The following is a 20588-nucleotide window of genomic DNA, read 5'->3' on the forward strand; positions in this document are numbered from 1 at the left end:
CCCCCGCCTTGACGAATCCCCGCGCCGGCCCGAGGAACACCCCTCCATCGCGCCGAGGCCTCCGATGACCCGCTACGCCCATGCCGACCTCACCACCCTCGCCGCCGCCCTCTTCGCGGCCGGCGGCATGGATGCCGACAAGGCCGAGGTGGTGGCCGAAATCCTAGTCGAGGGTGACCTGATGGGCCACGACACCCATGGCCTCGCCTTGCTGCCGCCCTATCTCGACGGCCTCGCCAGCGGCGACATGCAGGGCAGGGGGGAACCCACGGTCCTTTCCGGCACCCCAGTCGCCGAGACCTGGGACGGCGGCAAGCTCCCCGGCCCCTGGCTGGTCCGCCGGGCCGGCGACCTCGTCGCCGCCCGTGCCACGGAGTTCGGCCTGGCTGCGGTGGCCATCCGCCGCTGCCATCATATCGGCTGCCTCGCCGCCTACCTCCCGCGCCTCGTGCAGCGTGGCCTCGTCGCCCAGATCTGGTCCTCCGACCCGGCGACGGCATCCGTCGCCCCCTGGGGCGGCACGCGCCGCATCATCACGCCTAACCCACTCGCCGCCGGCTGGCCCGGCCCGGACGGCCCGGTGATGATCGACATCTCGATGTCCATCACGACGAACGGCATGACCGCTCGCCGCCGCGCCGAAGGCACCCGCTTCCCCTTCGACGCCCTGCTAACCGCCGAAGGCGAGCCGACCTCCGACCCGGAAGCCTTCTTCCAAGACGGTACCCTGCTGCCGCTCGGCGGCATGGCCGCCGGCCACAAGGGCTTCGGCCTCGGCCTGCTGGTCGAGGCGCTGACCTCGGGCCTCGCGGGCCATGGCCGCGCCGAGGCGCCCGGCGGCTGGGGCGCCAATATCTTCGTCCTGGTGATCGACCCCGCCCGCTTCGGCGGCGCCGAGGGCTTCCTTCGCGAAAGCGGCTGGATCGCCGACGCCGTCCGCACCAACCCGCCCGCCGAGGGCGGCCGGCCGCCCCGTCTCCCCGGCGAGCGCGCTTGGCAACGCCGCGCCGAAGCCCTGGCGCGCGGCGTCACCCTTCATCCCTCCATCCCGCCCGCGCTCGCCGCCCGCGCCGCCGCCGCCGGCCTCGCCATGCCGAGCCCTATCGCCGCGTGAGCCTGCCGCCCATCCTCCAAGTGCTGCCGAGCCTCGTCGCCGGCGGGGTGGAGCGCGGCACGCTCGAGATCGCCGAGGCCATCATCGCCGCCGGCGGCCGCGCCCTGGTCGCCTCGGCTGGCGGCCCGCTGGTCGGCCCGCTGGAGCGGCTGGGCGCCACCCACGTCACCCTGCCGCTGCGCACCAAGGCGCCCTGGGGCATCCTCCGCAATGCCGGCGCCCTGGCCCGGCTTGCGGCGGCGGAAGGCGTCGGCATCATCCACGCCCGCTCCCGCGCGCCCGCCTGGTCGGCGATGCTGGCGGCGCGGCGGGCGGGCGCCCACTTCGTCACCACCTATCACGGCACCTACAACGAGGGCGTCCCGGGCAAGCGGCTCTACAACTCGGTCATGGCGAGGGGCGAGCGCGTCATCGCCATCAGCCATTTCATTGCCGCCCATATCCGCGAGCGCCACGGCACCGACCCGGCGCGCATCCGCATCATCCCCCGCGGCGTCGATCCCCGCAGCTTCGATCCGGCGCTGGTCCCGCCCGGGCGCCTCGCCGCCCTCCGCGCCGAATGGCGCCTGCCGGAGGGCCGCCCGGTGCTGATGCTCCCCAGCCGCATCACCCGCTGGAAAGGGCAGGGGGTGCTGCTCCGGGCCATGGCGCGCCTGCCCGGCGCGACCGTCGCCGTGCTGGTCGGCGATGGCGGCCGCTACCGCCGTGAGCTGGAGGCGGAGGCCGCCCGCCTCGGCCTCGGCGACCGGCTGCGCTTCGCCGGCCATGTCGAGGACGTGCCGGCCGCCCTCATGCTCGCCGATCTCGTCCTGCATTGCTCGACCGAGCCCGAGGCCTTCGGCCGCACGGTGATCGAGGCCCAGGCCATGGCCCGCCCGGTGATCGCCGCCGATCTCGGCGGCCCGCGCGAGACGGTGATGCAGAACGAGACCGGCTGGCGCGTCCCCCCAGGCGACCCAGAGGCGCTGGCACGCGCCATCGGCCATGCGCTCGGCCTGCCGCCCGACCGCCGTGCCGCCATCGGCGAGGCCGCCCGCGCCCATGTGCTCGCCCACTACACCACGGCCGCGATGCAGCAGGCGACGCTCGCCGTCTACCGGGAGCTGGCATGACTGCCGGCCGCATTCTCGTCATCAAGCTCGCCGCGCTCGGCGACGTGGTGCAGGCCTTCGGGCCCTTCGCCGCCATCCGTGCCCATCACCCGGGCGCCGACGTCACGCTGCTGACCACGCCGCCCTATGCCGGCCTGCTGCGCCGCAGCCCCTGGTTCGACCGCATCTGGGACGATGGCCGCCCGGCCTGGACCGACCTGCCCGCCGTCTGGCGCCTCGCCCGCCGCCTGCGCGCCGCCCGTTTCGAGCGGGTCTATGATCTGCAGACCTCCTCCCGCTCCTGCCGCTACCGGTGGATGGTCGGGTACGGCGCCGAATGGTCCGGCATCGCCCCCGGCGCCAGCCACCCCCATGCCAACCCCGCGCGGGACCTGATGCACACCGCCGAGCGCCAGCGCGAGCAGCTGGAGATGGCCGGCATCGCCGGTTTCCCGGCGCCGGCCCTGGATTGGCTGGATGACGACATCGCCGGCCTCGGCCTGCCGGCACGATTCGCCCTGCTGATCCCCGGCGCCTCGCCCGGCCGCCCCGGCAAGCGCTGGCCGGTGGAACGCTTCGCCGCGCTCGCCGCCGGCCTCGACCTGCCCGTCGCCGTCATCGGCGGCCCGGCCGAGGCGCCGCTCGCCGCCGCCATCGCCGCCGCCCGGCCCGGAGCGGTGATCGACCTGACCGGCCGCACCACCCTCGCCGGCCTCGGCGCCATCGCCCGCCGCGCCGCCTTCGCCGTCGGCAACGACACCGGCCCGACACACCTTGCCGCTGCCGCAGGCTGCGCGACCCTCGCGCTGTTCGGCCCGGAGAGCGACCCGGCCCTCTGCGCCCCGCGCGGCCGCGCGGCCGCCGTCCTCCGCCACCCGCGCCTCGCGGCGCTGGAAGTGGCCGAGGTCCGCGCGGCGCTGGCAGCCCTTGTGGCTGCCTAGTCGGTCACATCCGCATCCGGCCGGTCACCGCCCGCCGAATACTCGGTCCGCCACTCGCCCTTCTCGTCCTGGTACTCGATATAGGCGTCGTTGCCCGGCACGTGCTGCTCCTGCGCCACGCGCTTCGCCGCCCGCATCGCGGCGTCATGCGTGGGGAAGGACTCCGAGAAGACGTCACCCAGCTTGTAGGCCCAGCCGCCATCGTGCTGCACGATCTTGTAGTGGATCTTCGCCATCCGCCTTACTCCTGCCGGCTCCTGATCTCCGCCCCCGCCCAGCCTTCCATCAGCCGGGCGAGCGCCGAGATGTCCTCCCCCGCCATCCCATGCCCGGCGGCGAAGCGCCAGACCCGCGCCGCCTGCTCGATCGCCCACATCGGCACGTCGAGCGACGACGCCTCGGCGAGGCCAAGCTTCACGTCCTTGTCCACCACCGCGATCGCCGCGCCGAAGGCGAAGCGCCGCGCCAGCACCTCCTCCGCCACGCGCTCGGTGACGACGCTGCGCCCCGTTCCGGCATTCAGCATCGCCAGCATGGTATCGGGGTCGAGCCCCGCCTTGGCCCCCATGGCGAGCCCTTCGAACCCGGCGACCATGTTGGCGGCGAAGACCAGGTTGTTGACGAGCTTCATCACCTGCGCCTGCCCCGGCCGCTCGCCGAGGGTGAAGACCACGCGCCCGATCCGCTCCTGCCAGGGCCGGAGCCGCGCCACTGCCTCCGGCGCGCCGGCGGCGAGCATGGCGAGCGTCCCCGCCCGCGCGCCCGAGGGCCCGCCGCTGATCGGCGCATCCACCATGGCGATGCCACGTTCCGCCAGCCGCGCCGCGATGCCCTCGACCGTCGCCCGGCCGATGGTCGACATCTCCGCATAAAGTTTGACGGCGCCGCCATCGGCCACCTCGCCCGCGACCGCCTCGCTGACCTGTCCATTGGGCAGGCAGGCGAGGACGATCTCCGCCGCATCGGCCACCGCCCGCGCGCTGGCGCAGCCGATGGCCCCCTGCGCTGCGAGCCCCGCCACCGCCTCCGGCCGCGGGTCGAAGACATGCAGCGCCACATCCGGGCCGAGCAGCCGCGCTGCCATCGGCGCGCCCATCTGGCCGAGGCCGATGAAGCCGAGCTTCGCCGTCATGCTACGACCGCCCCGCTATCGACCGGGATCACCTGGCCGGTGACGATCCGGCTCTCGTCGGAGGCGAGCCAGAGCGCCGCCTGCGCCATGTCCATCGGCTGGCCGAGGCCGAGCAGGTGGCCCTCCGCCACCTGCCGCGCCGCCGCGTTGCCGGCAAGCAGCTGCTCGACCCTTGGGGTGAGGGTGACGCAGGGTGCGATGGCATTCACCCGCACCCGCTGCGCCGCGTATTCGACGGCGAGCGAGCGGGTCAGCGCCGCGACGCCGCCCTTGGCGGCCGTGTAGCAATCCCGACCCGGGAAGCCCATCAGCGCCACGATGGAGGCCATGTTGATCACCGCCCCGCCGCCCGAGGCGATGATCGCGGGGATGCCGAAGCGGCAGCCGAGGAAGGTGCCGAAGAGATCGAGCGTGATGGCGCGCCAGAACTCGCCGACCGGCGCCTCTGTCACCGGCCCGTCCTCCAGCGTCGAGCCGCCGGCATTGTTGTGCAGCACGTCGAGCCGCCCCCAATGCTGCACGGTACGGCGTATGGCGGCCTCCATCTGCGCCTCCTCCCGCACATCGGTCGGCAGGGCGATGGCCTCGCCCCCGGCGGAGGCGATGCGCTGCGCCGTCTCCTCGCCCGCGGCGGCGTCGATCTCGGCGACCGCCACCCGCGCCCCTTCGCGCGCGAAGAGTTCCGCCGTCGCCCGGCCGATGCCGGTGCCCGCGCCGGTGATGAGGGCGACCTTGCCCGGGAGCCTTGCCATTCGCCGTTTCCTTCCCCTGTGTCCTGGACTATGGGCGCCTGCATTGCGATGCGGCAAGACGCCGGCCATTCCGGGAACCAGGCCAGCTCGTTGCCGTTCCGGCCCCGCTCCAGCAAAATGGGACCGTGATGCCGATGACAGGAAGCCGGGGCCCGGACCGGGCGCTCGACGCGCTCAATTTCTGCCTCGCCGATGTGCGCGACGGGCTCGGCCCCTACCTGGCGATCTACCTGCTGGCCGTGCATCACTGGGACCAGGCGAGCATCGGCATCGCCCTCTCGGCCTCGGCCGTCGCCGGACTCATCGCGCAGACGCCCGGCGGGGCGCTGGTCGATGCGATCCGCGCCAAGCGCGGCCTCATCGCCGCCGCCGCCCTGCTGGTGACGGCGACCTGCCTCGTCGTGCCCTTCGTGCCGGGCTTCTGGCCGGTGGTGGTCACCCAGGCGCTGGCGGGGGTGGCGCATTCCGTCTTCGCCCCGGCCATTGCCGCCATCACCCTCGGGCTCGCCGGCCGTGCCGCCTTCACCCGCCGCACCGGGCGGAATGAGGGCTTCAACCATGCGGGCAATGCCTTCGCCGCCGCGGCGGCGGGCGGCCTCTCCTACATGTTCGGCCCCATCGTCGTCTTCTGGCTGCTCTCGGCCATGGCGGTGGCGAGCGTCGTCGCCGTGCTCGCCATCCCGACGGATGCCATCGACCACGACGTGGCGCGCGGCCTCGAGCCCGGCGAGGCGCGGGGCGCCCATGCCTCTGCCTGGAGCGTGCTGCTCGCCTGCCGGCCGCTGCTGGTCTTCGCCGCCTGCGTCACGCTCTTCCACTTCGCCAATGCGGCGATGCTGCCGCTGGTCGGGCAGAAGCTCGCCGAGCGCGACGCCAACCAGGGGACGGCGCTGATGTCCGTCTGCATCGTTGCTGCGCAGCTGGTGATGGTGCCGATGGCGATGCTGGTCGGCGCCCGCGCCGAGGCCTGGGGCCGCAAGCCCCTCTTCCTCGCCGGCTTCCTGGTGCTGACGGCGCGTGGCCTGCTCTACATCCTCTCCGACGACCCCTACTGGCTGGTGGCGGTGCAGTGCCTGGACGGCGTCGGCGCCGGGCTGTTCGGTGCGCTCTTTCCGATCATCACGGAGGACCTGACGCGCGGCACCGGCCATTTCAACATCAGCCTCGGCGCGATCGCCACCGCCCAGGGCATCGGGGCGAGCCTCAGCCAAGCGGCGGCCGGCTATGTCGTCGTGGCGGCGGGCTATTCCACCGCATTCCTGCTGCTCGCCGCCATCGCGGGGGCAGGCACGCTGCTGTTCTGGTCGACGATGCCCGAGACGAGACCCGCCCGATGAGCCTTGCCGACGGAAGCCGCATCGCGGCCGTCCTCGTCTTCCTCGCCACCTATGCGGTGGTGGCCATCGGCCGCGTGCCGGGGCTCAGGCTCGACCGCACCGGCGCCGCGGTGCTCGGCGCCGCGCTGATGGTCGCCTGCGGTGCGCTGACCGAACGCCAGGCCTTCGAGGCCATCGATCTCGGCACGCTGTCGCTGCTGCTGGGGATGATGCTGCTGGTCGCCAACCTGCGCCTCGCCGGCTTCTTCCGCCTGGTGACGGTGATGGCGGCGGCGCGCGCCCGGCACCCGGCGACGCTGCTTGCCGCCGTAGTGCTGGTCAGCGGCGGGCTCTCCGCCGTGCTGGTGAACGACACGGTCTGCCTCGCCATCACGCCGCTGGTCGTGGCGCTGGCGCGGCACTTGCGGCGGGACCCGCTGCCCTACCTGCTGGCGGTCGCCATGGCGGCTAATATCGGCAGCGCCGCGACCATCACCGGCAATCCGCAGAACATGATCGTCGGCGGCTTCTCCGGCCTCTCCTGGGGAGAATTTGCGCTGGCCCTCGCGCCGGTCGCGGCGCTCGGCCTCGTCGCCTGCTTCCTGCTGATCCTGCTGCTGCATCCGGGCGAGTTCCTCGTCGCCAGGCTGCCGGTGCCGGCGCCGACGCGGCTGCCGCGCATCCATCGCCCGCTCGCGCTGAAATCGGCCCTGGTCGCGTTCGGCGTCGTCATCGCCTTCCTCGCCGGCGTGCCGGTGGCGCTGGCCAGCCTGCTCGGCGGCGCGTTGCTGCTGCTGACGCGGCGGGTGAAGCCGGAGAAGGTCTGGCGCGAGGTGGACTGGCCGCTGCTGGCCATGTTCGCCGGCCTCTTCGTCGTCGTCGACGGATTGGAGAAGGCGATGCTGACGCCGGAAGTGCTGGCCGCCGCCGGGCGGTTGCATCTCGACAACCCGCTCTCGCTCACCGCGGTGACGACAATCCTCTCGAGCCTCGTCAGCAACGTGCCCGCGGTGCTCGTGCTGAAGCCCTTCATCGAACCGCTGGCCGACCCGCAACGCGCCTGGCTGCTGGTCGCCATGGCGTCAACCATGGCGGGAAACCTGACGCTGGTTGGCTCCGTCGCAAACCTCATCGTCGCCCAGCGCGCGAAGGCGGAGGGGGTGGAGCTTGGGTTCTGGCGCTATGCCCGCACGGGTGTACCAATGACTTTAGTGACGCTTGCGATTGGGTTATGGTTGCGCTGAACGGTCAGGGGAAGGCGGACCATGGCGCGCAAGCTCTTCGAACTCTGCGGCACCGATCCGGCCCGCCGCTTCAGCCCATACTGCTGGCGCAGCCGCATGGCGCTCGCCCATAAGGGGATGGAGGCGGAGGTGGTGCCCTGGCGCTTCACCGAGACGGAGGCGATCGCCTTCGCCGGTTCCGACAAGGTGCCCGTGCTGGTCGATGGCGCGAAGACGGTGGCCGACAGCTGGGCCATCGCCGAATACCTGGAGGAGTACTACCCGGAGGCGCCGAACCTCTTCCAGGGAACGCCCGCCTCGCAGCGCTTCCTCGCCACCTGGTCGGACGCGGTCCTGCTTCCAGCGCTGGCGAAGCTCATCGTCTCCGACATCCCGGCAATGCTCGACGCCAAGGACCGGGCCTATTTCATCGAGAGCCGCGAGCGGCGCTTCGGCATGCCGCTCGCTCAGGTGACGGCGGGGCGCGAGGCGCGGCTGCCGGAATTCCGCGCGCTGCTGCTGCCGCTGCGGCACCTGCTGCGCCACCAGCCCTTTGTCGGTGGCCCCGCGCCGGATTATGGCGACTACTGCGTCTTCGGCACGCTGATGTGGCCACGCGTGGTCAGCCCGCTGCCCCTGCTGGAGCCGGGCGATGCGGTGCATGACTGGCAGGAGCGAATGCTCGACCTGCATGGCGGCTTGGCGCGCCAGGTGCCGGCTCACGGCGCCTGACGCCGGGCGAGGAAGTCGAGCACGTCTTGCTGCACCGGCGCCACCGGCCGCAACAGGCCGGCGAAGGCGCCGATGGTCATGACATGGCCCAGCTGCGGGTAGTAGCGCTCTTCCACGATGTTACCCGCGGCGCGCAGTGCAGCCGCGAGGTTGGCAGTATTGGACGGGCGGACGGTGGTATCGGCCAGGCCGGCCGCCAGCAGCATGGGCGGCGCGCCGGCTGAGACATGGGCGATGGGCTGGGTCTCTGGCCAGCCCTGCTCCGGCCCGAAGATCGCCTGCAGCACGGGGCTCCGTAGCGGCAGGAAGTCGTAGGGGCCGGAGAGGCCGATCACGCCGGCAAGGTCGCGCCCCGGACGCAGCCCGGCCGCGCCGAGCCATCGCTCATCGAGCGCCAGCATGACGGCGATATAGGCGCCGGCGGAATGGCCCATCAGCATCAGACGCGCCTCTGGCCAGCGGTCGCGCGCCCATCGCACGGCTTGGGCGCCGTCCTCGAGGAAGGCGGGATAGCCGGCCTCCGGCCAAAGCCGGTAGGCGGGGATGACGACGCGCAACCCCTCCCGCGCCAGCACCGTGCCGAGGAAACGGTAGTCGGCCGGGCTGCCACTCTCCCAACCACCGCCATGGAAGAAGACCAGCACCGGCGCGTCCGGCTTCGGCGCCTTTGGCTCGTAGAGATCGAGGGTGAGGCGGGCGGCATAAGGGATGCCCTCGCTGACGGCGACGCCGCTCGCGGAGGCGAAGCCGTTCAGCACATCCGCCCCGGAGCATCCGGCGAGCAGCAACCCCGCCAGCAGCATCAGTGATCGCAAACCACGATCAATCGCTTGCCGAAACTCGCTGGACTGCCGGGCCACGGGAGCGCTTCGATCAGGAAAACAGGGTGGAAGCATGACGTCCTATGCGGCAGACCCGGAGAGGGCCGCCTCCAGCAGGCTGATGAAGGCCAGCGCCGCCGGCGAGAGCCGGCTGCCGCGCAACTGCACGAGGCCGACCTCGCGCAACAGCGGCGGATCGGTGATGGGCAGCACGCGCAGCCCCTGCGGGCGCTGGCGCGGCAGGGCCAGCTCCGGGATCACCGCCACTCCCAGCCCCTCGGCGGCGAGGGCGATGGCCGTCGCCGGCATCTGCACCTCGCAGCAGGGGTCGAAGGAGGTGCCGATGCTCGCCGCCGCCTCCTCGACCATCGCCCGCATCGTATTCGCCCCGCTGGTGATGAGGATCGGCAGCCGGCCGAGCGCCGCCAGCGGCAGGCTCCGCGCGCCCTTGGGCACGAAGCGCGGCGCGGCCAGCGCCAGGATCGCCTCCTCCCTGAGCGGGGTGAAGGCGAGGCTCGGCGCATGGGCCGGCCGCGGGCCGATGCCGAATTCCAGGTCCTGCCGCCTGACGCCTTCCAGCACCGCCGCCTGCGGCATCTCGCGCAGGTGGATGGCGACGCGCGGATGTGCCCGATGGAAGGCGGCGAGCAGCGGCGGCAGCACCGTCTCCGCGATATGCGGCGGGCAGCCGAGGGCGAGCCGCCCCGCCTCCATCGCCGCCGCGGCCCGCACCCGGCGCAGCCCCGCCGCTAGCTCGGCATCGGCGCGGCGGGCGTGCGGCAGCAGCGCCTCGCCCTCCCGCGTCAGGCCGACTGCGCGCGTGGTGCGGTGGAAGAGCGAGGCGCCGAGCTGCCCTTCCAGCTCCCGCACCTGCAGGCTGAGCGCCGATTGCGAGCGGCCCGACAGCTCCGCCGCACGGCGGAAGCTGCGGTGCTCGGCGACCAGCAGGAAGGCATTCAGCAGCTTGAGGTTGACGGACATGGAGCGTGCAGCGTGACACCGCAGGCGATGAGCGTCGAGGCCAGAGCGGCAAAGCCGCAGCGGAGCGAGCTGTCGGTTCCCGCCACCTCCGGCCGCTTCTTCCCGAAGGCAGCAGCGAGTGCCGCGGATGCCATCGTCCTCGACCTCGAGGATGGCGTCGCGCCGGGCCGGAAGGAGGAGGCGCGCGCCGCCGCCATAGCCGCACTGAACGAGGTGGATTGGGGCCCGCGCATCATGTCGGTGCGGGTGAACGGCATCGGCACGCCCTGGTGCCACCGCGACATCGTCGAGGTCGCCGAGGCCTGCCCGCGCCTCGACCGCATCGTGCTGCCGAAGGCGGGCGAGGCTTTCGACATCCGCTTCCTTGCCGCCCTGCTCGACGGGGTGGAGGCGGCAACCGGCCGCCCGCGCATCGGCATCGCCGCCCTGGTGGAAACGGCGCGGGGCGTCGGTCGCGCCGAGGAGATCGCCGAGGCCCACCCGCGCGTCGAGACGGTGATCTTCGGCCTCGGCGACTACATGCGCGAGATGCGGACGCCGGATACGGTCGTCGGCCTGCCCAACCCGGACTACGCGCTGGCGGGCGCGGCCAACGACCAGTGGCATTACGCGCTGGCCCGCATCGCCAATGCCTGCCGCGCGGCGGGCGTGAGGCCGATCGACGCCGTCTATGCCGATTTCCGCGACGGCGAGGGGCTGCGGGCCTCCGCCACCCGCTCGCGGGCGCTCGGCTACGAGGGGAAATGGGCGATCCACCCGGACCAGGTGGCGCCGATCAACGCGGTCTTCTCGCCCGACGAGGCGCGGATCGCATGGGCGAGGAAGGTCCTGGCGACGCTCGCCCGGGCGGAAGCAGCAGGGGCCGGAGCGGCCGCGGAGGATGGGATGATGGTTGATGCCGTGCATGCGCTGATGGCGCGCGACATCCTGCGGCAGGCGGGGCTCGAGGCATGAGCGCGCCCGCGATGCCCATGGCCGGCGTAAAGGTGCTCGACATCGCCACCTTCCTCGCCGCGCCCTTCGCCGGCACCATCCTCGCCGATTTCGGCGCGACGGTGCTGAAGATCGAGCACCCGAAGCTCGGCGACCCGATGCGCGCCTTCGGCACCCCGACCGAATGCGGCGACACCCTCGCCTGGCTGAGCGAGGCGCGGAACAAGCAGTGCATGACGCTCGACCTGCGCCACCCGGAGGGTGCCGCGGTGTTCCGCAAGCTGGTCGCGCAATCCGACGTGCTGCTCGAGAATTTCCGCCCCGGCACGCTGGAGAAATGGGGCCTCGGCCCGGATGCGCTGCGCGAGATCAACCCGAGGCTCGTCGTGCTGCGGGTCAGCGCCTATGGCCAGACCGGGCCGAAGCGCGGCCTGCCGGGCTTCGCCCGCGTGGCGCATGGCTTCGGCGGCCTGAGCTTCCTGGCCGGAGAGCCGGATGGGAAACCCGTCGTGCCCGGCTCCACCTCGCTCGCCGACTACCTCTCCGGCATCTGGGGTGCGGTCGGCGTGCTGATGGCGCTGCGCGTGGCGGAGCGGACGGGGCAGGGGCAGGATGTCGATATCGGCCTCTATGAATCCGTCTTCCGCCTGCTCGACGAGATCGCGCCGGCCTATGCGAAGACGGGTTATGTGCGGGAGCGCATGGGCGCCGATGTGCCGACCGTGGTGCCGCATGGCCATTGGCAGACCAGCGAAGGGCGCTGGGTGGCGATCGCCTGCACCAGCGACAAGATCTTCGCCCGCCTCGCCGAAGCCATGGGGCGGCCGGAGCTGACGGCACCCGACCGCTTCGAGAAGACGGCCCAGCGCATCGCCAACCGCTCGGAGGTGAACGGCATCGTCGCCGACTGGGCGGCGGGGATGACGATGGAGCAGCTCGGCGCCGCCTGCGACGCCGCGGACGTGCCCTGGGGCCCGATCAACAGCATCGCCGACATCTTCGCCGACCCGCATATCGCGGCGCGCGAGAACATCCTGCGCGTCATCGACGAGCGGGCGGGGGAGCTGGCCCTGCCGGCGCCGGTGCCGCGGCTGACCGAGACGCCGCCGACGCTTCGCCATGCCGGGCGGGCGAGGGGGGCCGACACGCAAGAGATCCTGGGCAATTGGCTGGGGATGGTGGCCGAGGACATCGCCGCGCTGCGGCAATCGGGCGCCATCTAGGCCGGGAGGACAAGAAGAATGGACCGCACGATCAAGATGGTGGGCTTCCTGCAGGCGCAGAATTGCTCCATCGCCCCCGGCTCCTGGCGGCACCCCGCCGCGGCGACGGATTTCCTCACGCCGGACTACTTCACCCGCGTGGCCCGCATCCTGGAGGAGGGCAAATTCCACCTCGCCTTCTTCGACGACCGGCTGGCAATGCCCGACATCTACGGGCGGGACCATGTGGCAGCCGTCGAGAACGGCATCCGCGTCGTCAAGATGGACCCGGCGACGATCCTCGCCGTCATGTCGCAGGCGACCTCGCGCCTCGGCCTCGGCGGGACCTATTCGACCACCTATTACGAGCCCTTCCACGTCGCCCGCCTCTTCGCCACGCTCGACCTGATGACGCGGGGCCGCGCCGCCTGGAACGTCGTCACCTCGCTCAATGACAGCGAGGCGGCGAATTTCGGCCGCACCGAGCATCTCGAGCACGACCTCCGCTACGACCGCGCCGATGAGTTCATGGAAGCGGTCATGGGCCATTGGGATAGCTGGGACGACGACGCCATCCTGCTCGACAAGGAAGGCGGCCGCTTCGCCGATGCCTCCAAGGTCCGGCCCGTACGCTACGAGGGCAAGTTCTTCCGCAGCCATGGCCCGCTGCCGGTGCCGCGCAGCCCGCAGGGCCATCCGGTGCTGATCCAGGCCGGGCAGTCCGGCCGCGGCCGCCGCTTCGCCGGGCGCTGGGGCGAGCTGATCTTCGTCGTCTACCCGAATATCGAGGCGGGCAAGAAGCAGTATGCCGACCTCAAGCGCGCCGTCGCCGAATCCGGCCGCAACCCGGACGAGGTGACCGTCGCCCCCGCCGTCTACGTCAACGTCGCCGAGACCGAGGCCCTGGCCGAGGAGAAGCGTCGCTTCACCGAGGCCCTGGCGACGGCGGAGGACGGCGTGGTGCTGCTCTCCGAGGCGCTCAACTTCGACTTCGCCTCGAAGCCGATGGACGAGCCGTTCACCGATGCCGAGCTGGCGGGGCTGTCCTGGGGCGGCTTCAAGGACCGCATCGTCATGCTGAGCGGCAAGCAGAACCCGACGGTGCGCGACTTCGTCACCTTCTCCGGCCGCGGTACTACGCGCGAATTCCCCAACTTCACCGGCACGCCGAAGCAGGTGGTCGACCAGATGCAGGGCTGGTTCGAGGGCCGCGCCTGCGACGGCTTCGTCCTCGTCGCCTCGCAGAATCCCGGCTCCTTCGAGAATTTCACCCGGCTGGTGGTGCCGGAGATGCAGCGGCGCGGCCTCTACCACAAGGACTACGCCGGCAGCACGCTGCGCGAGAATCTCGGCCTGCAACGGCCGCAACATGGCGAATGGAGGAAGGCACAATGAGGAAGGGGATTCTCGGCCGGCGTGGGCTGGCCGCGGCCGGCATCGGGCTGCTGGCGGCACCCGCAGTGCGCGCGCAGGGCAATTGGCCCGAGCGCACGGTGCGCCTCGTCGTCGCCTATGCGCCGGGCGGCGGCACCGATCTTACCTCCCGGGCGATGGCGGAGGCGCTGACCGCGCGCTTCGGCCAGACCTTCGTCGTCGAGAACCGACCGGGCGCCAATGGCATCGTCGGCTCGGAGGCCGTGGCGCGCAGCCAGCCCGATGGCTACACCTTCGTCACCGTCACCAGCACCCATGTGATGAACCGCCACATGGTGCCGAACCTGCCCTTCGACCCGACGAATGACTTCACCCCGATCGCGCTGATGGCGCGCTACCCGCTGGTGCTGATGGCGAATACAGACGCGCCTTTCAAGGACGTCCCCAGCCTCATCGCCTATGCCAAGACGCGGCCGAAGGGTGAGATCGCCCAGGCGACCTCCGATGCGCAATCCTCCTATGCCGCCAATCAATTCGCCAAGGCCGCCGGCATCGACCTGACCGAGGTGCCCTACCGCGGCAGCGGCGCTTATCTCGGCGACCTCACCGGCGGGCATCTGAAGCTCGCCTGGGGCAGCACGGCGACGGCCATGCCGCTGCTGCCGGGCGGCAAGGTGAAGGTGATCGCCGTCACCTCGCCCGAGCGGTCCGGCTTCCTGCCGGACAGCCCGACCCTGGTCGAATGCGGCCTGCCCGACTGCACCTTCATCGGTTGGGTCGGGATCTTCGGCCCGGCGAAGCTGCCGGTGGAGATCGCCCGCCGCTTCAACCGCGCCTGCGCCGAGGTCAGCGCGACGCCCGCCATGCAGGAGAAGTTCAGGACCATGGCCTCCGACCCGGCGCCGATGGATCTCGAGGCGCTGGCCGCCACGCTGCGCGACGACGACGCCCGCTGGGCCAAGGCCGCCAAGGAAGGGTTGTTGCCCCGCCAATGAAAACCTTCACCATGCTCTCGACGAGCGGCATCCTCGGCTACGGCTATGCCGAGGAATCGCTCCGTATCGGGATGAGCCGCCAGCCGCAGGTCATCGGCTGCGATGGCGGCTCCACGGACCCTGGCCCGCACTATCTCGGCGCCGGCACCTCCTTCTGCTCGCGCCTCTCAGTGAAGCGCGACTTCCGGCTGATGCTGCAGGCGGCCGTCGCGGCCGGTATCCCCTGCATCATCGGCACCTCGGGCGGGGCCGGGGGCGAGCCGCACCTGCAGAGCATGGCCGCGCTGGCGCGGGAGATCGCGCGGGAGGACGGCCTCTCCTTCCGCATGGCGCTGATCCATGCCGAGCAGGACAAGGCGATGCTCGGCAGCCGGCTCGACCGGACGAAGCCGCTGGCCAAGCTGCCGCCGCTCGACGCGGCGACCATCGATCGCGCCACGCGCATCGTTGGCATGATGGGGCCGGAGCCGATCGCCAAGGCGCTCGACGGCGGCGCGCAGGTGATCCTGGCCGGCCGCAGCAGCGACCCGGCGCAATGGGCCGCGCCCGCCATCCGCGCGGGCATGGCGCCGGCGCCCTCCTGGTATGCCGGCAAGATGCTGGAATGCGGCGCCGAGCCGACGACGCCGAAGGAGCCGGACTGCCTGCTGGTGACGATCGAGGACGACCATCTGGTCTGCGAGCCGCCCAACCCGATCCGCCGCTGCACGCCGCTCTCGGTCGCCAACTTCGCCTTGCACGAGAATTCCAGCCCCACCCATCACGTGGAGCCGGGCGGGTTGCTCGACACCTCGGACGTCACCTTCACCCCCGTCTCCGACCGGGCGGTGAAGGTCGCCGGCATGCGCTGGACGCCGGCCGACACCTACACGGTGAAGCTGGAGGGGGTGGAACTCGCCGGCTACCGCGCCATCACTATCTGCGCCACGCGGGACCCGGTGCTGATCGGCCAGATCGACGATTACCTCGCCAGCCACCGCGCCAAGGTCGAGGCCAAGGCCGCCTCTTTCGGCGTCTCCGCGGAGCGCTACCGCATGGCCGTCCGCGTCATCGGGCGGGATGCGGTGATGGCTGGGTGGGAGCCGGTGCGGGCCGTCACCTCGCACGAGCTCGGCTTCGTCATCGAGGTGCTGGCCGACGATCAGGAGGTGGCGAATGCGGTCCTCGCCATGGCTCGCACCAGCCTGCTGCATGCCGACTTCCCCGGCCGGCTCTGCAAGGAGGGCAACATGGCCTTCCCCTTTTCGCCATCGGACATCCCGCTCGGCGAGCTCTACCGGTTCAGCATCTTCCACACCCTCGCGGTGGACGACCCCTGCGCCCTTTTCCCCATCGAATACGAGAGCGTGTGATGCCCCGGATCCGCGATATCGCCCAGATCTGCAAGAGCAAGAATGCCGGGCCCTTCATGGTCACGATCGACGTGCTGTTCGAGGACCCGGCGCTGTACCGCCGCGTCAAGGCGACCGGCGTGCTGAGCGCCGCGCTCTTCGCCCGGCTCTATGGCGTGGCCGAAGGGGATGTGCTCTTCACCCCCTACGACACCGCCTCCGCCTTCAAGGCGACGCTGCCGCGGCTGGTGCCGGCCGGGGACTTCGGCGACACCGATGTCTACGGCGCGCAGCAGCACGCGCCGCTGCTGGATGTGGAGGTCCCTGTCTAACACCACTCCCGCAGGATCAGCTCCGTCGTCACCGCCTCCACCTGCTGGCCGTAGCGCTCGTTGTAGAGGGCCAGCATCGCGTCATGCGTATGGTCGGAGGAGCTGCAGATCGCATCCGTCGGCACCACCACCCGGTAGCCGAGATCGACGGCGCCCAGCACAGCGGCGAGGACGCAGACATCCGTCTCCGCGCCGCTGATGATGAGCGTCTCGATCCCCCGCTCCTGCAGCCGCGGGTGCAGCGTGCCGCAGACCCAGGGCGAATAGACCTTCTTGTCGAAGAGCTCGGCCGGCGGAACCAGCCGTTGCAGCGGTGGCAGCAGGTCGATGGCGCCCTCCGGCAACTGCTCCCGCGTCAGGGAGGGCCAGCGCTCCCAGTAGCGCCGCCAGGTGCCGGTTCCCTCGCCCGGCCGGTCGGCGGGGATGAAGCGGGTGAAGATGGTGCGCTCCGGATGGGCGACGGCCAGCCGCTCCACCATCGGCGCTACCCGCGTCATCCAGGGGGTGTGCCATTCGGTATGCCCAGCGAAGAGGTTCTGCATGTCGATGCAGAGATGCAGGCAGGTTTCGGTCAGCGGGCCGTGATGCAGTTCGTCTTGTGCCATGCCGCGTGAACGACGCAGACATGGCAGGGATGCAATCTACTCCGGCACGTTCCGGCGTAATTCTTCCACCCAGGCGCGGGCATTGCCATCAGACGGGGCCCGCCAGTCGCCGCGCGGCGAGAGCGAGCCGCCGGCCGCCACCTTCGGTCCGTTCGGCATCGCGCTGCGCTTGAACTGGCTGAAGCCGAAGAAGCGGTTGAGGAAGACTTCCAGCCAGTGCCGGATGGTCGGCAGATCATAGGCGTTCCGCTTCGCCTCGGGGAAATGCGGCGGCCAGTGGCGGGCCGCCGCATCGCCCCAGGCATGCAGCGCCAGGAAGGCGATCTTCGACGGGCGGAAGCCGTAGCGCAGCGTGTAGTAGAGGTTGAAGTCCTGCAGCGCGTAAGGGCCGACCTTGGCCTCGGTGCTTTGCAGCGCCTGGCCGTCCTCGGCCGGGACGAGTTCTGGCGAAATCTCGGTGTCGAGGATGGCGCCGAGCACCTCGCCCACCTCGCCGCTGAACTGCCCGGATGCGATGACCCAGCGGATGAGGTGCTGGATCAGCGTCTTCGGCACGCCGGAGTTGACGTTGTAGTGCGACATCTGGTCGCCGACGCCATAGGTGCACCAGCCCAGCGCCAGCTCCGACAGGTCGCCGGTGCCAAGCACGATGCCGTCATGGAAATTCGCCGCGCGGAACAGGTAGTCGGTGCGCAGCCCGGCCTGCACGTTCTCGAAGGTAATGTCGTAGACCGGCTTGCCCTCGGCGAAGGGGTGGCCGAGATCGCCCAGCATCTGCCGCGCCGCGGGCCGGATATCCAGCTCCCGCGCCTCGACGCCGAGCGAGGCCATCAGCCGATGGGCATTGCCCTTGGTGCCCTCGGAAGTGCCGAAGCCCGGCATGGTGAAGGCGACGATGTCGGTGCGCGGCCGGCCCAGCAGGTCCATCGCCTTGGCGGCGACGAGCAGCGCCTGGGTGCTGTCGAGCCCTCCCGAGACGCCGATGACGATGCGCTTGATCCGCGCCGCCTCCAGCCGCTGCACGAGGCCGGCGACCTGGATGTTGTAGGCCTCGTAGCAATCCTGGGCCAGGCGCTCGGGGTTGGCAGGAACGAAGGGGAAGCGCTCGATCGGCCGCTCGAGCCCGAGATCGGCACCGGGTGGGCCAAGCCGGAAGGGGATGCGGCGGAAGCCAGCGGCGGCCGGCGTATTGCGCCGGTTGTCGTCGAAGGTGCCCTGGCGCATCCGCTCCTGCCGCAGCAGGTCGAGGTCGATATCGGCGACCGCCATCTGCGCCGCCATGGGGAAGCGCTCGGTCTCGGCCAGCAGGGCGCCGTTCTCGAAGATCTCGGCCTGGCCGTCCCAGGCGACCTCGGTTGTCGATTCGCCGGCGCCGGCGGCGGTGTAGACATAGGCCGCGAGGCAGCGCGCCGATTGCGACTGGCAGAGCAGCCGCCGCGTTTCCGCCTTGCCGATGGTGATCGGGCTGCCGCTGATGTTCAGCAGCACCGTGGCCCCCGCCAGCGCCGCCGCGCCGCTCGGCGGGATCGGCACCCAAAAGTCCTCGCAGATCTCGGTATGCAGCACGAGGCCCGGCACGTCCTCCGCCTCGAAGAGCAGTCCGGCGGTGAAAGGCGCCGACTGCCCGGCGAGGCGGATGTCGCCCGGCGGTGCGCCATGGCCCTCGGCGACCTGCCGCTTCTCGTAGAATTCCCGGTAGGTGGGCAGATAGGTCTTCGGCACCACGCCCAGCAGCCGCCCGCGATGGATGACGAGCGCCGTGTTGTAGACCCGCCCCGCCTGGCGCAGCGGCGCGCCGACCACCAGCACCGGCAGCAGCCCGCGCGAGGCCTCGATCAAATCGGTGGCCGCCTCTTCCACGGCATCGAGCAGCGCGTCCTGCAGCAGCAGGTCCTCGATCGAGTAGGCGGAGAGGGCGAGTTCGGGGAAGACGGCGACGGCCGCCCCGCGCCCATGCGCCTCCCGCGCCACTCGGAGGATTTCCGCCGCATTGCTGGCCGGGTCGGCCAGCGCGGAGCGGATGGTGCAGGCGGCGACCCGGGCGAAGCCGTGCCGGTAGAGCGAGTGAAAGGGCGTCATCCTGGGGAGGATAACGCCCCTTCCGGGATTTCGTCAGCAGCGCGGGGCGGAAAGAGCCGCCTCGGCCGCGATGCCGAGGCATTCCTCCATCTGCGCCCGCAGCCGGCGCAGGTTGCGGTGCCCGGCGAAGCCCCGCCGCAGCGCTGCCCGCGTCTCGCCCTCCAGCACCGGGAGGTCGGCCGCCCGGCAGCCCATATCCTCGGCGATGCCGGCGAGCAGCCCGGCATAGGTGGAGTCGAAGGCGCTCGCCGGCGGCGGCTCGATGTGATGCACCGAGAGGCGGGAGAGCAGCGGCGCGCTGATCCCCCGCGTCTCGTTCGCCGCCATGATCCAGATGGCATGGCGCAGGTCGGCCGCCGTCCGCAGGCACTCGTCGAACCAGGCGGAAGCGCTCTCGGGCTCGATCATCGCCAGCAGGGTGTCATGCGCCCGGCCATTGCTGTCGCGCTGGCCGCCCGCCTTCTCGATCTCGTCGAGGAAGAAGACGGGGTTGGGCGCCGAGAGCCGTGCCATTTCGGCGATCGGCCAAGCCGGGGTGGTGGCGGACCAGCCGCGCGCCGTGCCCTGGAGGCAGCGGTTGTCCGTCGCGCCCCCGAGATTGAGGCTGGCGAAGGGCAGTTCCAGCGCCGCCGCCAGCCGCCGGGCGAACCAGGTCTTGCCGACGCCGGGCGGGCCGACGAGGAGAATCGGCCGCAGCCGCGGCGAGGGCCGCCCAGCATGAGCGGCAAGTGCCAGCGTCCGCCGGATTTCGGCCAGCGGCGCCGCGAAGCCCGGCGCCGCCTCGGTCAGGGCGCCGAGCCGGGCGAGGGCATCGCGCGGCACACGGCGCAGCGGCAACGGCGTGGTCAGGGGCTGGTAGCTTTGCCACTCGGCTCGCTCATTGGGCGCGGTGAAGGGCTGGAGCACCACGGCCCGGCTGCCGGTAGCGACGGGCGCAGGCGGCGGCGCGGGCGGCGCGGCGGCCGGGGCAGGGGGCTGCACGGCGAGGCTCAGCACCTCGGCGAAGCGGCCGGGCAGCGGCCGGGCGCCCTCCGGCCCGGGCAGGAAGCGCAGCCAGAGATCGGCCGAGAGCCGCGCCGCCAGCACGAAATGCCGCAGCCGCCCCGAATCGCCGCCGAGGCCCCGCGCCTCGCCATGCAGCCGGTAGTGCAGGGTTTCAATGCAAACCAGCGCGCCCTGGCGGCAGAGCGGCCCGCCGCGCTCGGCCACGATGCGCGTGGCGGCCAGCACCAGGGCCTGGCCCTCTGCGAAGCGGGAGGCGATGGCGCCGAAGCGGGTGGCGAAGTCGAGCAGCCCCGCATCGTCACCCGGCCGCACTGCATCCTCGCCGATGCGCGAGGGGAAGAGAGGCGAGCGAAGGTGCCGCAGCAGCGCCCCTTCCAACGCTGCGAGCTCGGCCGGCTCGATGGTCAGCCAGAGCCAGAGCGGTGGGCTGGCGGTGGTGCCGAAGAGCAGGGCGGCATCCGAGACGCCGTCCTCCGTACTCTGTCCGGCCGCGGGCGCGACGAGGGAGTCGGTCTGCAGATTGGTGTCGGGCAATGGACGGCCTCGCTCACGCAGTTCACGGATGAGCGAGTACACAACACCGTCATATTATTTTTGTGAATATAATTCGTCACCGAGGAGGCGGAATG

At 71.5% G+C, this 20588-nt stretch carries 20 protein-coding genes; 12 read left to right on the top strand and 8 right to left on the bottom strand.

Annotated features, from left to right (window positions below; translation table 11 throughout):
• Positions 1-64 precede the first annotated feature (64 nt).
• Genes JMJ56_RS11235 through JMJ56_RS11245 form a run of 3 tightly spaced genes read left to right on the top strand, consistent with a single transcriptional unit; the run spans position 65 to position 3146 of the window.
• Entirely contained in the window at positions 65-1114 is a 1050-nt protein-coding gene (locus JMJ56_RS11235) for an Ldh family oxidoreductase (protein ID WP_202831692.1), read from the top strand.
• A complete protein-coding gene (locus JMJ56_RS11240) occupies positions 1111-2226 on the top strand; it encodes a glycosyltransferase family 4 protein (RefSeq protein WP_202831693.1) in 1116 nt (371 codons plus the stop codon). Before JMJ56_RS11235 ends, JMJ56_RS11240 begins: the two co-directional genes overlap by 4 nt.
• Positions 2223-3146: a glycosyltransferase family 9 protein gene (locus JMJ56_RS11245; RefSeq protein ID WP_202831694.1), complete on the top strand. Its 924-nt coding sequence runs from the start codon at positions 2223-2225 to the stop codon at positions 3144-3146. Before JMJ56_RS11240 ends, JMJ56_RS11245 begins: the two co-directional genes overlap by 4 nt.
• Here JMJ56_RS11245 and JMJ56_RS11250 read toward each other — a convergent pair.
• From JMJ56_RS11250 to JMJ56_RS11260, 3 genes are read right to left on the bottom strand one after another with little or no spacing between them, the layout of a single operon-like run.
• Positions 3143-3382 carry a DUF2188 domain-containing protein gene (locus JMJ56_RS11250; RefSeq protein WP_202831695.1) on the bottom strand — a complete coding sequence of 80 codons (240 nt, stop codon included), beginning with the start codon at positions 3380-3382 and terminating at the stop codon, positions 3143-3145. The two genes, JMJ56_RS11245 and JMJ56_RS11250, sit on opposite strands and share 4 nt — an antisense overlap.
• 5 nt (positions 3383-3387) lie before the next feature.
• Entirely contained in the window at positions 3388-4278 is an 891-nt protein-coding gene (locus JMJ56_RS11255; protein ID WP_202831696.1) for an NAD(P)-dependent oxidoreductase, read from the bottom strand.
• Positions 4275-5030, bottom strand: coding sequence for an SDR family NAD(P)-dependent oxidoreductase (locus tag JMJ56_RS11260; RefSeq protein ID WP_202831697.1), 756 nt, complete (start codon positions 5028-5030; stop codon positions 4275-4277). The genes JMJ56_RS11255 and JMJ56_RS11260 overlap by 4 nt, the downstream gene beginning before the upstream one ends.
• 134 nt (positions 5031-5164) lie before the next feature.
• On the opposite strand from JMJ56_RS11260, the gene JMJ56_RS11265 reads away from it, so the two are divergent.
• Genes JMJ56_RS11265 through JMJ56_RS11275 form a run of 3 tightly spaced genes read left to right on the top strand, consistent with a single transcriptional unit; the run spans position 5165 to position 8301 of the window.
• Positions 5165-6367: an MFS transporter gene (locus tag JMJ56_RS11265; protein WP_202831698.1), complete on the top strand. Its 1203-nt coding sequence runs from the start codon at positions 5165-5167 to the stop codon at positions 6365-6367.
• Positions 6364-7590 carry an anion transporter gene (locus JMJ56_RS11270; RefSeq protein ID WP_202831699.1) on the top strand — a complete coding sequence of 409 codons (1227 nt, stop codon included), beginning with the start codon at positions 6364-6366 and terminating at the stop codon, positions 7588-7590. Before JMJ56_RS11265 ends, JMJ56_RS11270 begins: the two co-directional genes overlap by 4 nt.
• 21 nt (positions 7591-7611) lie before the next feature.
• Positions 7612-8301, top strand: a complete 690-nt coding sequence (locus JMJ56_RS11275) for a glutathione S-transferase family protein (RefSeq protein ID WP_202831700.1) — start codon at positions 7612-7614, stop codon at positions 8299-8301.
• On the opposite strand, the gene JMJ56_RS11280 is transcribed toward JMJ56_RS11275, so the two are convergent.
• Both JMJ56_RS11280 and JMJ56_RS11285 read right to left on the bottom strand, forming a co-directional pair.
• The gene (locus tag JMJ56_RS11280) at positions 8289-9116 is read right to left on the bottom strand and encodes an alpha/beta hydrolase (protein WP_202831701.1); all 828 of its coding nucleotides are present in this window, start codon (positions 9114-9116) and stop codon (positions 8289-8291) included. The genes JMJ56_RS11275 and JMJ56_RS11280 overlap by 13 nt on opposite strands.
• An 87-nt stretch (positions 9117-9203) precedes the next feature.
• Positions 9204-10103, bottom strand: coding sequence for a LysR family transcriptional regulator (locus tag JMJ56_RS11285; RefSeq protein WP_202831702.1), 900 nt, complete (start codon positions 10101-10103; stop codon positions 9204-9206).
• A 12-nt stretch (positions 10104-10115) separates the two neighbouring features.
• Between JMJ56_RS11285 and JMJ56_RS11290 the strand changes: the two genes are divergently transcribed.
• The 6 genes from JMJ56_RS11290 to JMJ56_RS11315 are packed head-to-tail and all read left to right on the top strand — an operon-like array spanning position 10116 to position 16270.
• Positions 10116-11057: an HpcH/HpaI aldolase/citrate lyase family protein gene (locus tag JMJ56_RS11290; RefSeq protein WP_202831703.1), complete on the top strand. Its 942-nt coding sequence runs from the start codon at positions 10116-10118 to the stop codon at positions 11055-11057.
• Positions 11054-12259: a CaiB/BaiF CoA transferase family protein gene (locus tag JMJ56_RS11295; protein WP_202831704.1), complete on the top strand. Its 1206-nt coding sequence runs from the start codon at positions 11054-11056 to the stop codon at positions 12257-12259. Before JMJ56_RS11290 ends, JMJ56_RS11295 begins: the two co-directional genes overlap by 4 nt.
• Before the next feature lie 18 nt (positions 12260-12277).
• The gene (locus JMJ56_RS11300; protein ID WP_202831705.1) at positions 12278-13633 is read left to right on the top strand and encodes an LLM class flavin-dependent oxidoreductase; all 1356 of its coding nucleotides are present in this window, start codon (positions 12278-12280) and stop codon (positions 13631-13633) included.
• Positions 13630-14607: a Bug family tripartite tricarboxylate transporter substrate binding protein gene (locus tag JMJ56_RS11305; protein ID WP_202831706.1), complete on the top strand. Its 978-nt coding sequence runs from the start codon at positions 13630-13632 to the stop codon at positions 14605-14607. The genes JMJ56_RS11300 and JMJ56_RS11305 overlap by 4 nt, the downstream gene beginning before the upstream one ends.
• Entirely contained in the window at positions 14604-15959 is a 1356-nt protein-coding gene (locus JMJ56_RS11310) for an acyclic terpene utilization AtuA family protein (RefSeq protein ID WP_236037644.1), read from the top strand. Before JMJ56_RS11305 ends, JMJ56_RS11310 begins: the two co-directional genes overlap by 4 nt.
• Positions 15959-16270, top strand: coding sequence for a DUF4387 domain-containing protein (locus tag JMJ56_RS11315; RefSeq protein ID WP_202831707.1), 312 nt, complete (start codon positions 15959-15961; stop codon positions 16268-16270). The genes JMJ56_RS11310 and JMJ56_RS11315 overlap by 1 nt, the downstream gene beginning before the upstream one ends.
• On the opposite strand, the gene JMJ56_RS11320 is transcribed toward JMJ56_RS11315, so the two are convergent.
• The 3 genes from JMJ56_RS11320 to JMJ56_RS11330 are packed head-to-tail and all read right to left on the bottom strand — an operon-like array spanning position 16267 to position 20493.
• Positions 16267-16875, bottom strand: coding sequence for a cysteine hydrolase family protein (locus tag JMJ56_RS11320; RefSeq protein ID WP_202831708.1), 609 nt, complete (start codon positions 16873-16875; stop codon positions 16267-16269). The genes JMJ56_RS11315 and JMJ56_RS11320 overlap by 4 nt on opposite strands.
• A 36-nt stretch (positions 16876-16911) precedes the next feature.
• Positions 16912-18954, bottom strand: a complete 2043-nt coding sequence (locus JMJ56_RS11325) for an NAD(+) synthase (protein WP_202831709.1) — start codon at positions 18952-18954, stop codon at positions 16912-16914.
• Positions 18955-18987: 33 nt separating this feature from the next.
• Positions 18988-20493, bottom strand: a complete 1506-nt coding sequence (locus tag JMJ56_RS11330) for an AAA family ATPase (RefSeq protein ID WP_202831710.1) — start codon at positions 20491-20493, stop codon at positions 18988-18990.
• Positions 20494-20588: the final 95 nt, after the last annotated feature.

The sequence above is a fragment of the Belnapia arida genome (genome assembly GCF_016773205.1).
In the GTDB taxonomy this organism is placed as follows: domain Bacteria; phylum Pseudomonadota; class Alphaproteobacteria; order Acetobacterales; family Acetobacteraceae; genus Belnapia; species Belnapia arida.

Bases quoted from the DNA above. Each gene is read 5' to 3' on its own strand.
- JMJ56_RS11275 (WP_202831700.1), top strand. From the start codon at position 7,612: ATGGCGCGCAAGCTCTTCGAACTCTGCGGCACCGATCCGGCCCGCCGC.
- JMJ56_RS11250 (WP_202831695.1), bottom strand. From the start codon at position 3,382: ATGGCGAAGATCCACTACAAGATCGTGCAGCACGATGGCGGCTGGGCC.
- JMJ56_RS11245 (WP_202831694.1), top strand. From the start codon at position 2,223: ATGACTGCCGGCCGCATTCTCGTCATCAAGCTCGCCGCGCTCGGCGAC.
- JMJ56_RS11320 (WP_202831708.1), bottom strand. From the start codon at position 16,875: ATGGCACAAGACGAACTGCATCACGGCCCGCTGACCGAAACCTGCCTG.
- JMJ56_RS11235 (WP_202831692.1), top strand. From the start codon at position 65: ATGACCCGCTACGCCCATGCCGACCTCACCACCCTCGCCGCCGCCCTC.
- JMJ56_RS11295 (WP_202831704.1), top strand. From the start codon at position 11,054: ATGAGCGCGCCCGCGATGCCCATGGCCGGCGTAAAGGTGCTCGACATC.
- JMJ56_RS11305 (WP_202831706.1), top strand. From the start codon at position 13,630: ATGAGGAAGGGGATTCTCGGCCGGCGTGGGCTGGCCGCGGCCGGCATC.
- JMJ56_RS11255 (WP_202831696.1), bottom strand. From the start codon at position 4,278: ATGACGGCGAAGCTCGGCTTCATCGGCCTCGGCCAGATGGGCGCGCCG.
- JMJ56_RS11285 (WP_202831702.1), bottom strand. From the start codon at position 10,103: ATGTCCGTCAACCTCAAGCTGCTGAATGCCTTCCTGCTGGTCGCCGAG.
- JMJ56_RS11265 (WP_202831698.1), top strand. From the start codon at position 5,165: ATGACAGGAAGCCGGGGCCCGGACCGGGCGCTCGACGCGCTCAATTTC.
- JMJ56_RS11270 (WP_202831699.1), top strand. From the start codon at position 6,364: ATGAGCCTTGCCGACGGAAGCCGCATCGCGGCCGTCCTCGTCTTCCTC.
- JMJ56_RS11310 (WP_236037644.1), top strand. From the start codon at position 14,604: ATGAAAACCTTCACCATGCTCTCGACGAGCGGCATCCTCGGCTACGGC.
- JMJ56_RS11325 (WP_202831709.1), bottom strand. From the start codon at position 18,954: ATGACGCCCTTTCACTCGCTCTACCGGCACGGCTTCGCCCGGGTCGCC.
- JMJ56_RS11300 (WP_202831705.1), top strand. From the start codon at position 12,278: ATGGACCGCACGATCAAGATGGTGGGCTTCCTGCAGGCGCAGAATTGC.
- JMJ56_RS11315 (WP_202831707.1), top strand. From the start codon at position 15,959: ATGCCCCGGATCCGCGATATCGCCCAGATCTGCAAGAGCAAGAATGCC.
- JMJ56_RS11260 (WP_202831697.1), bottom strand. From the start codon at position 5,030: ATGGCAAGGCTCCCGGGCAAGGTCGCCCTCATCACCGGCGCGGGCACC.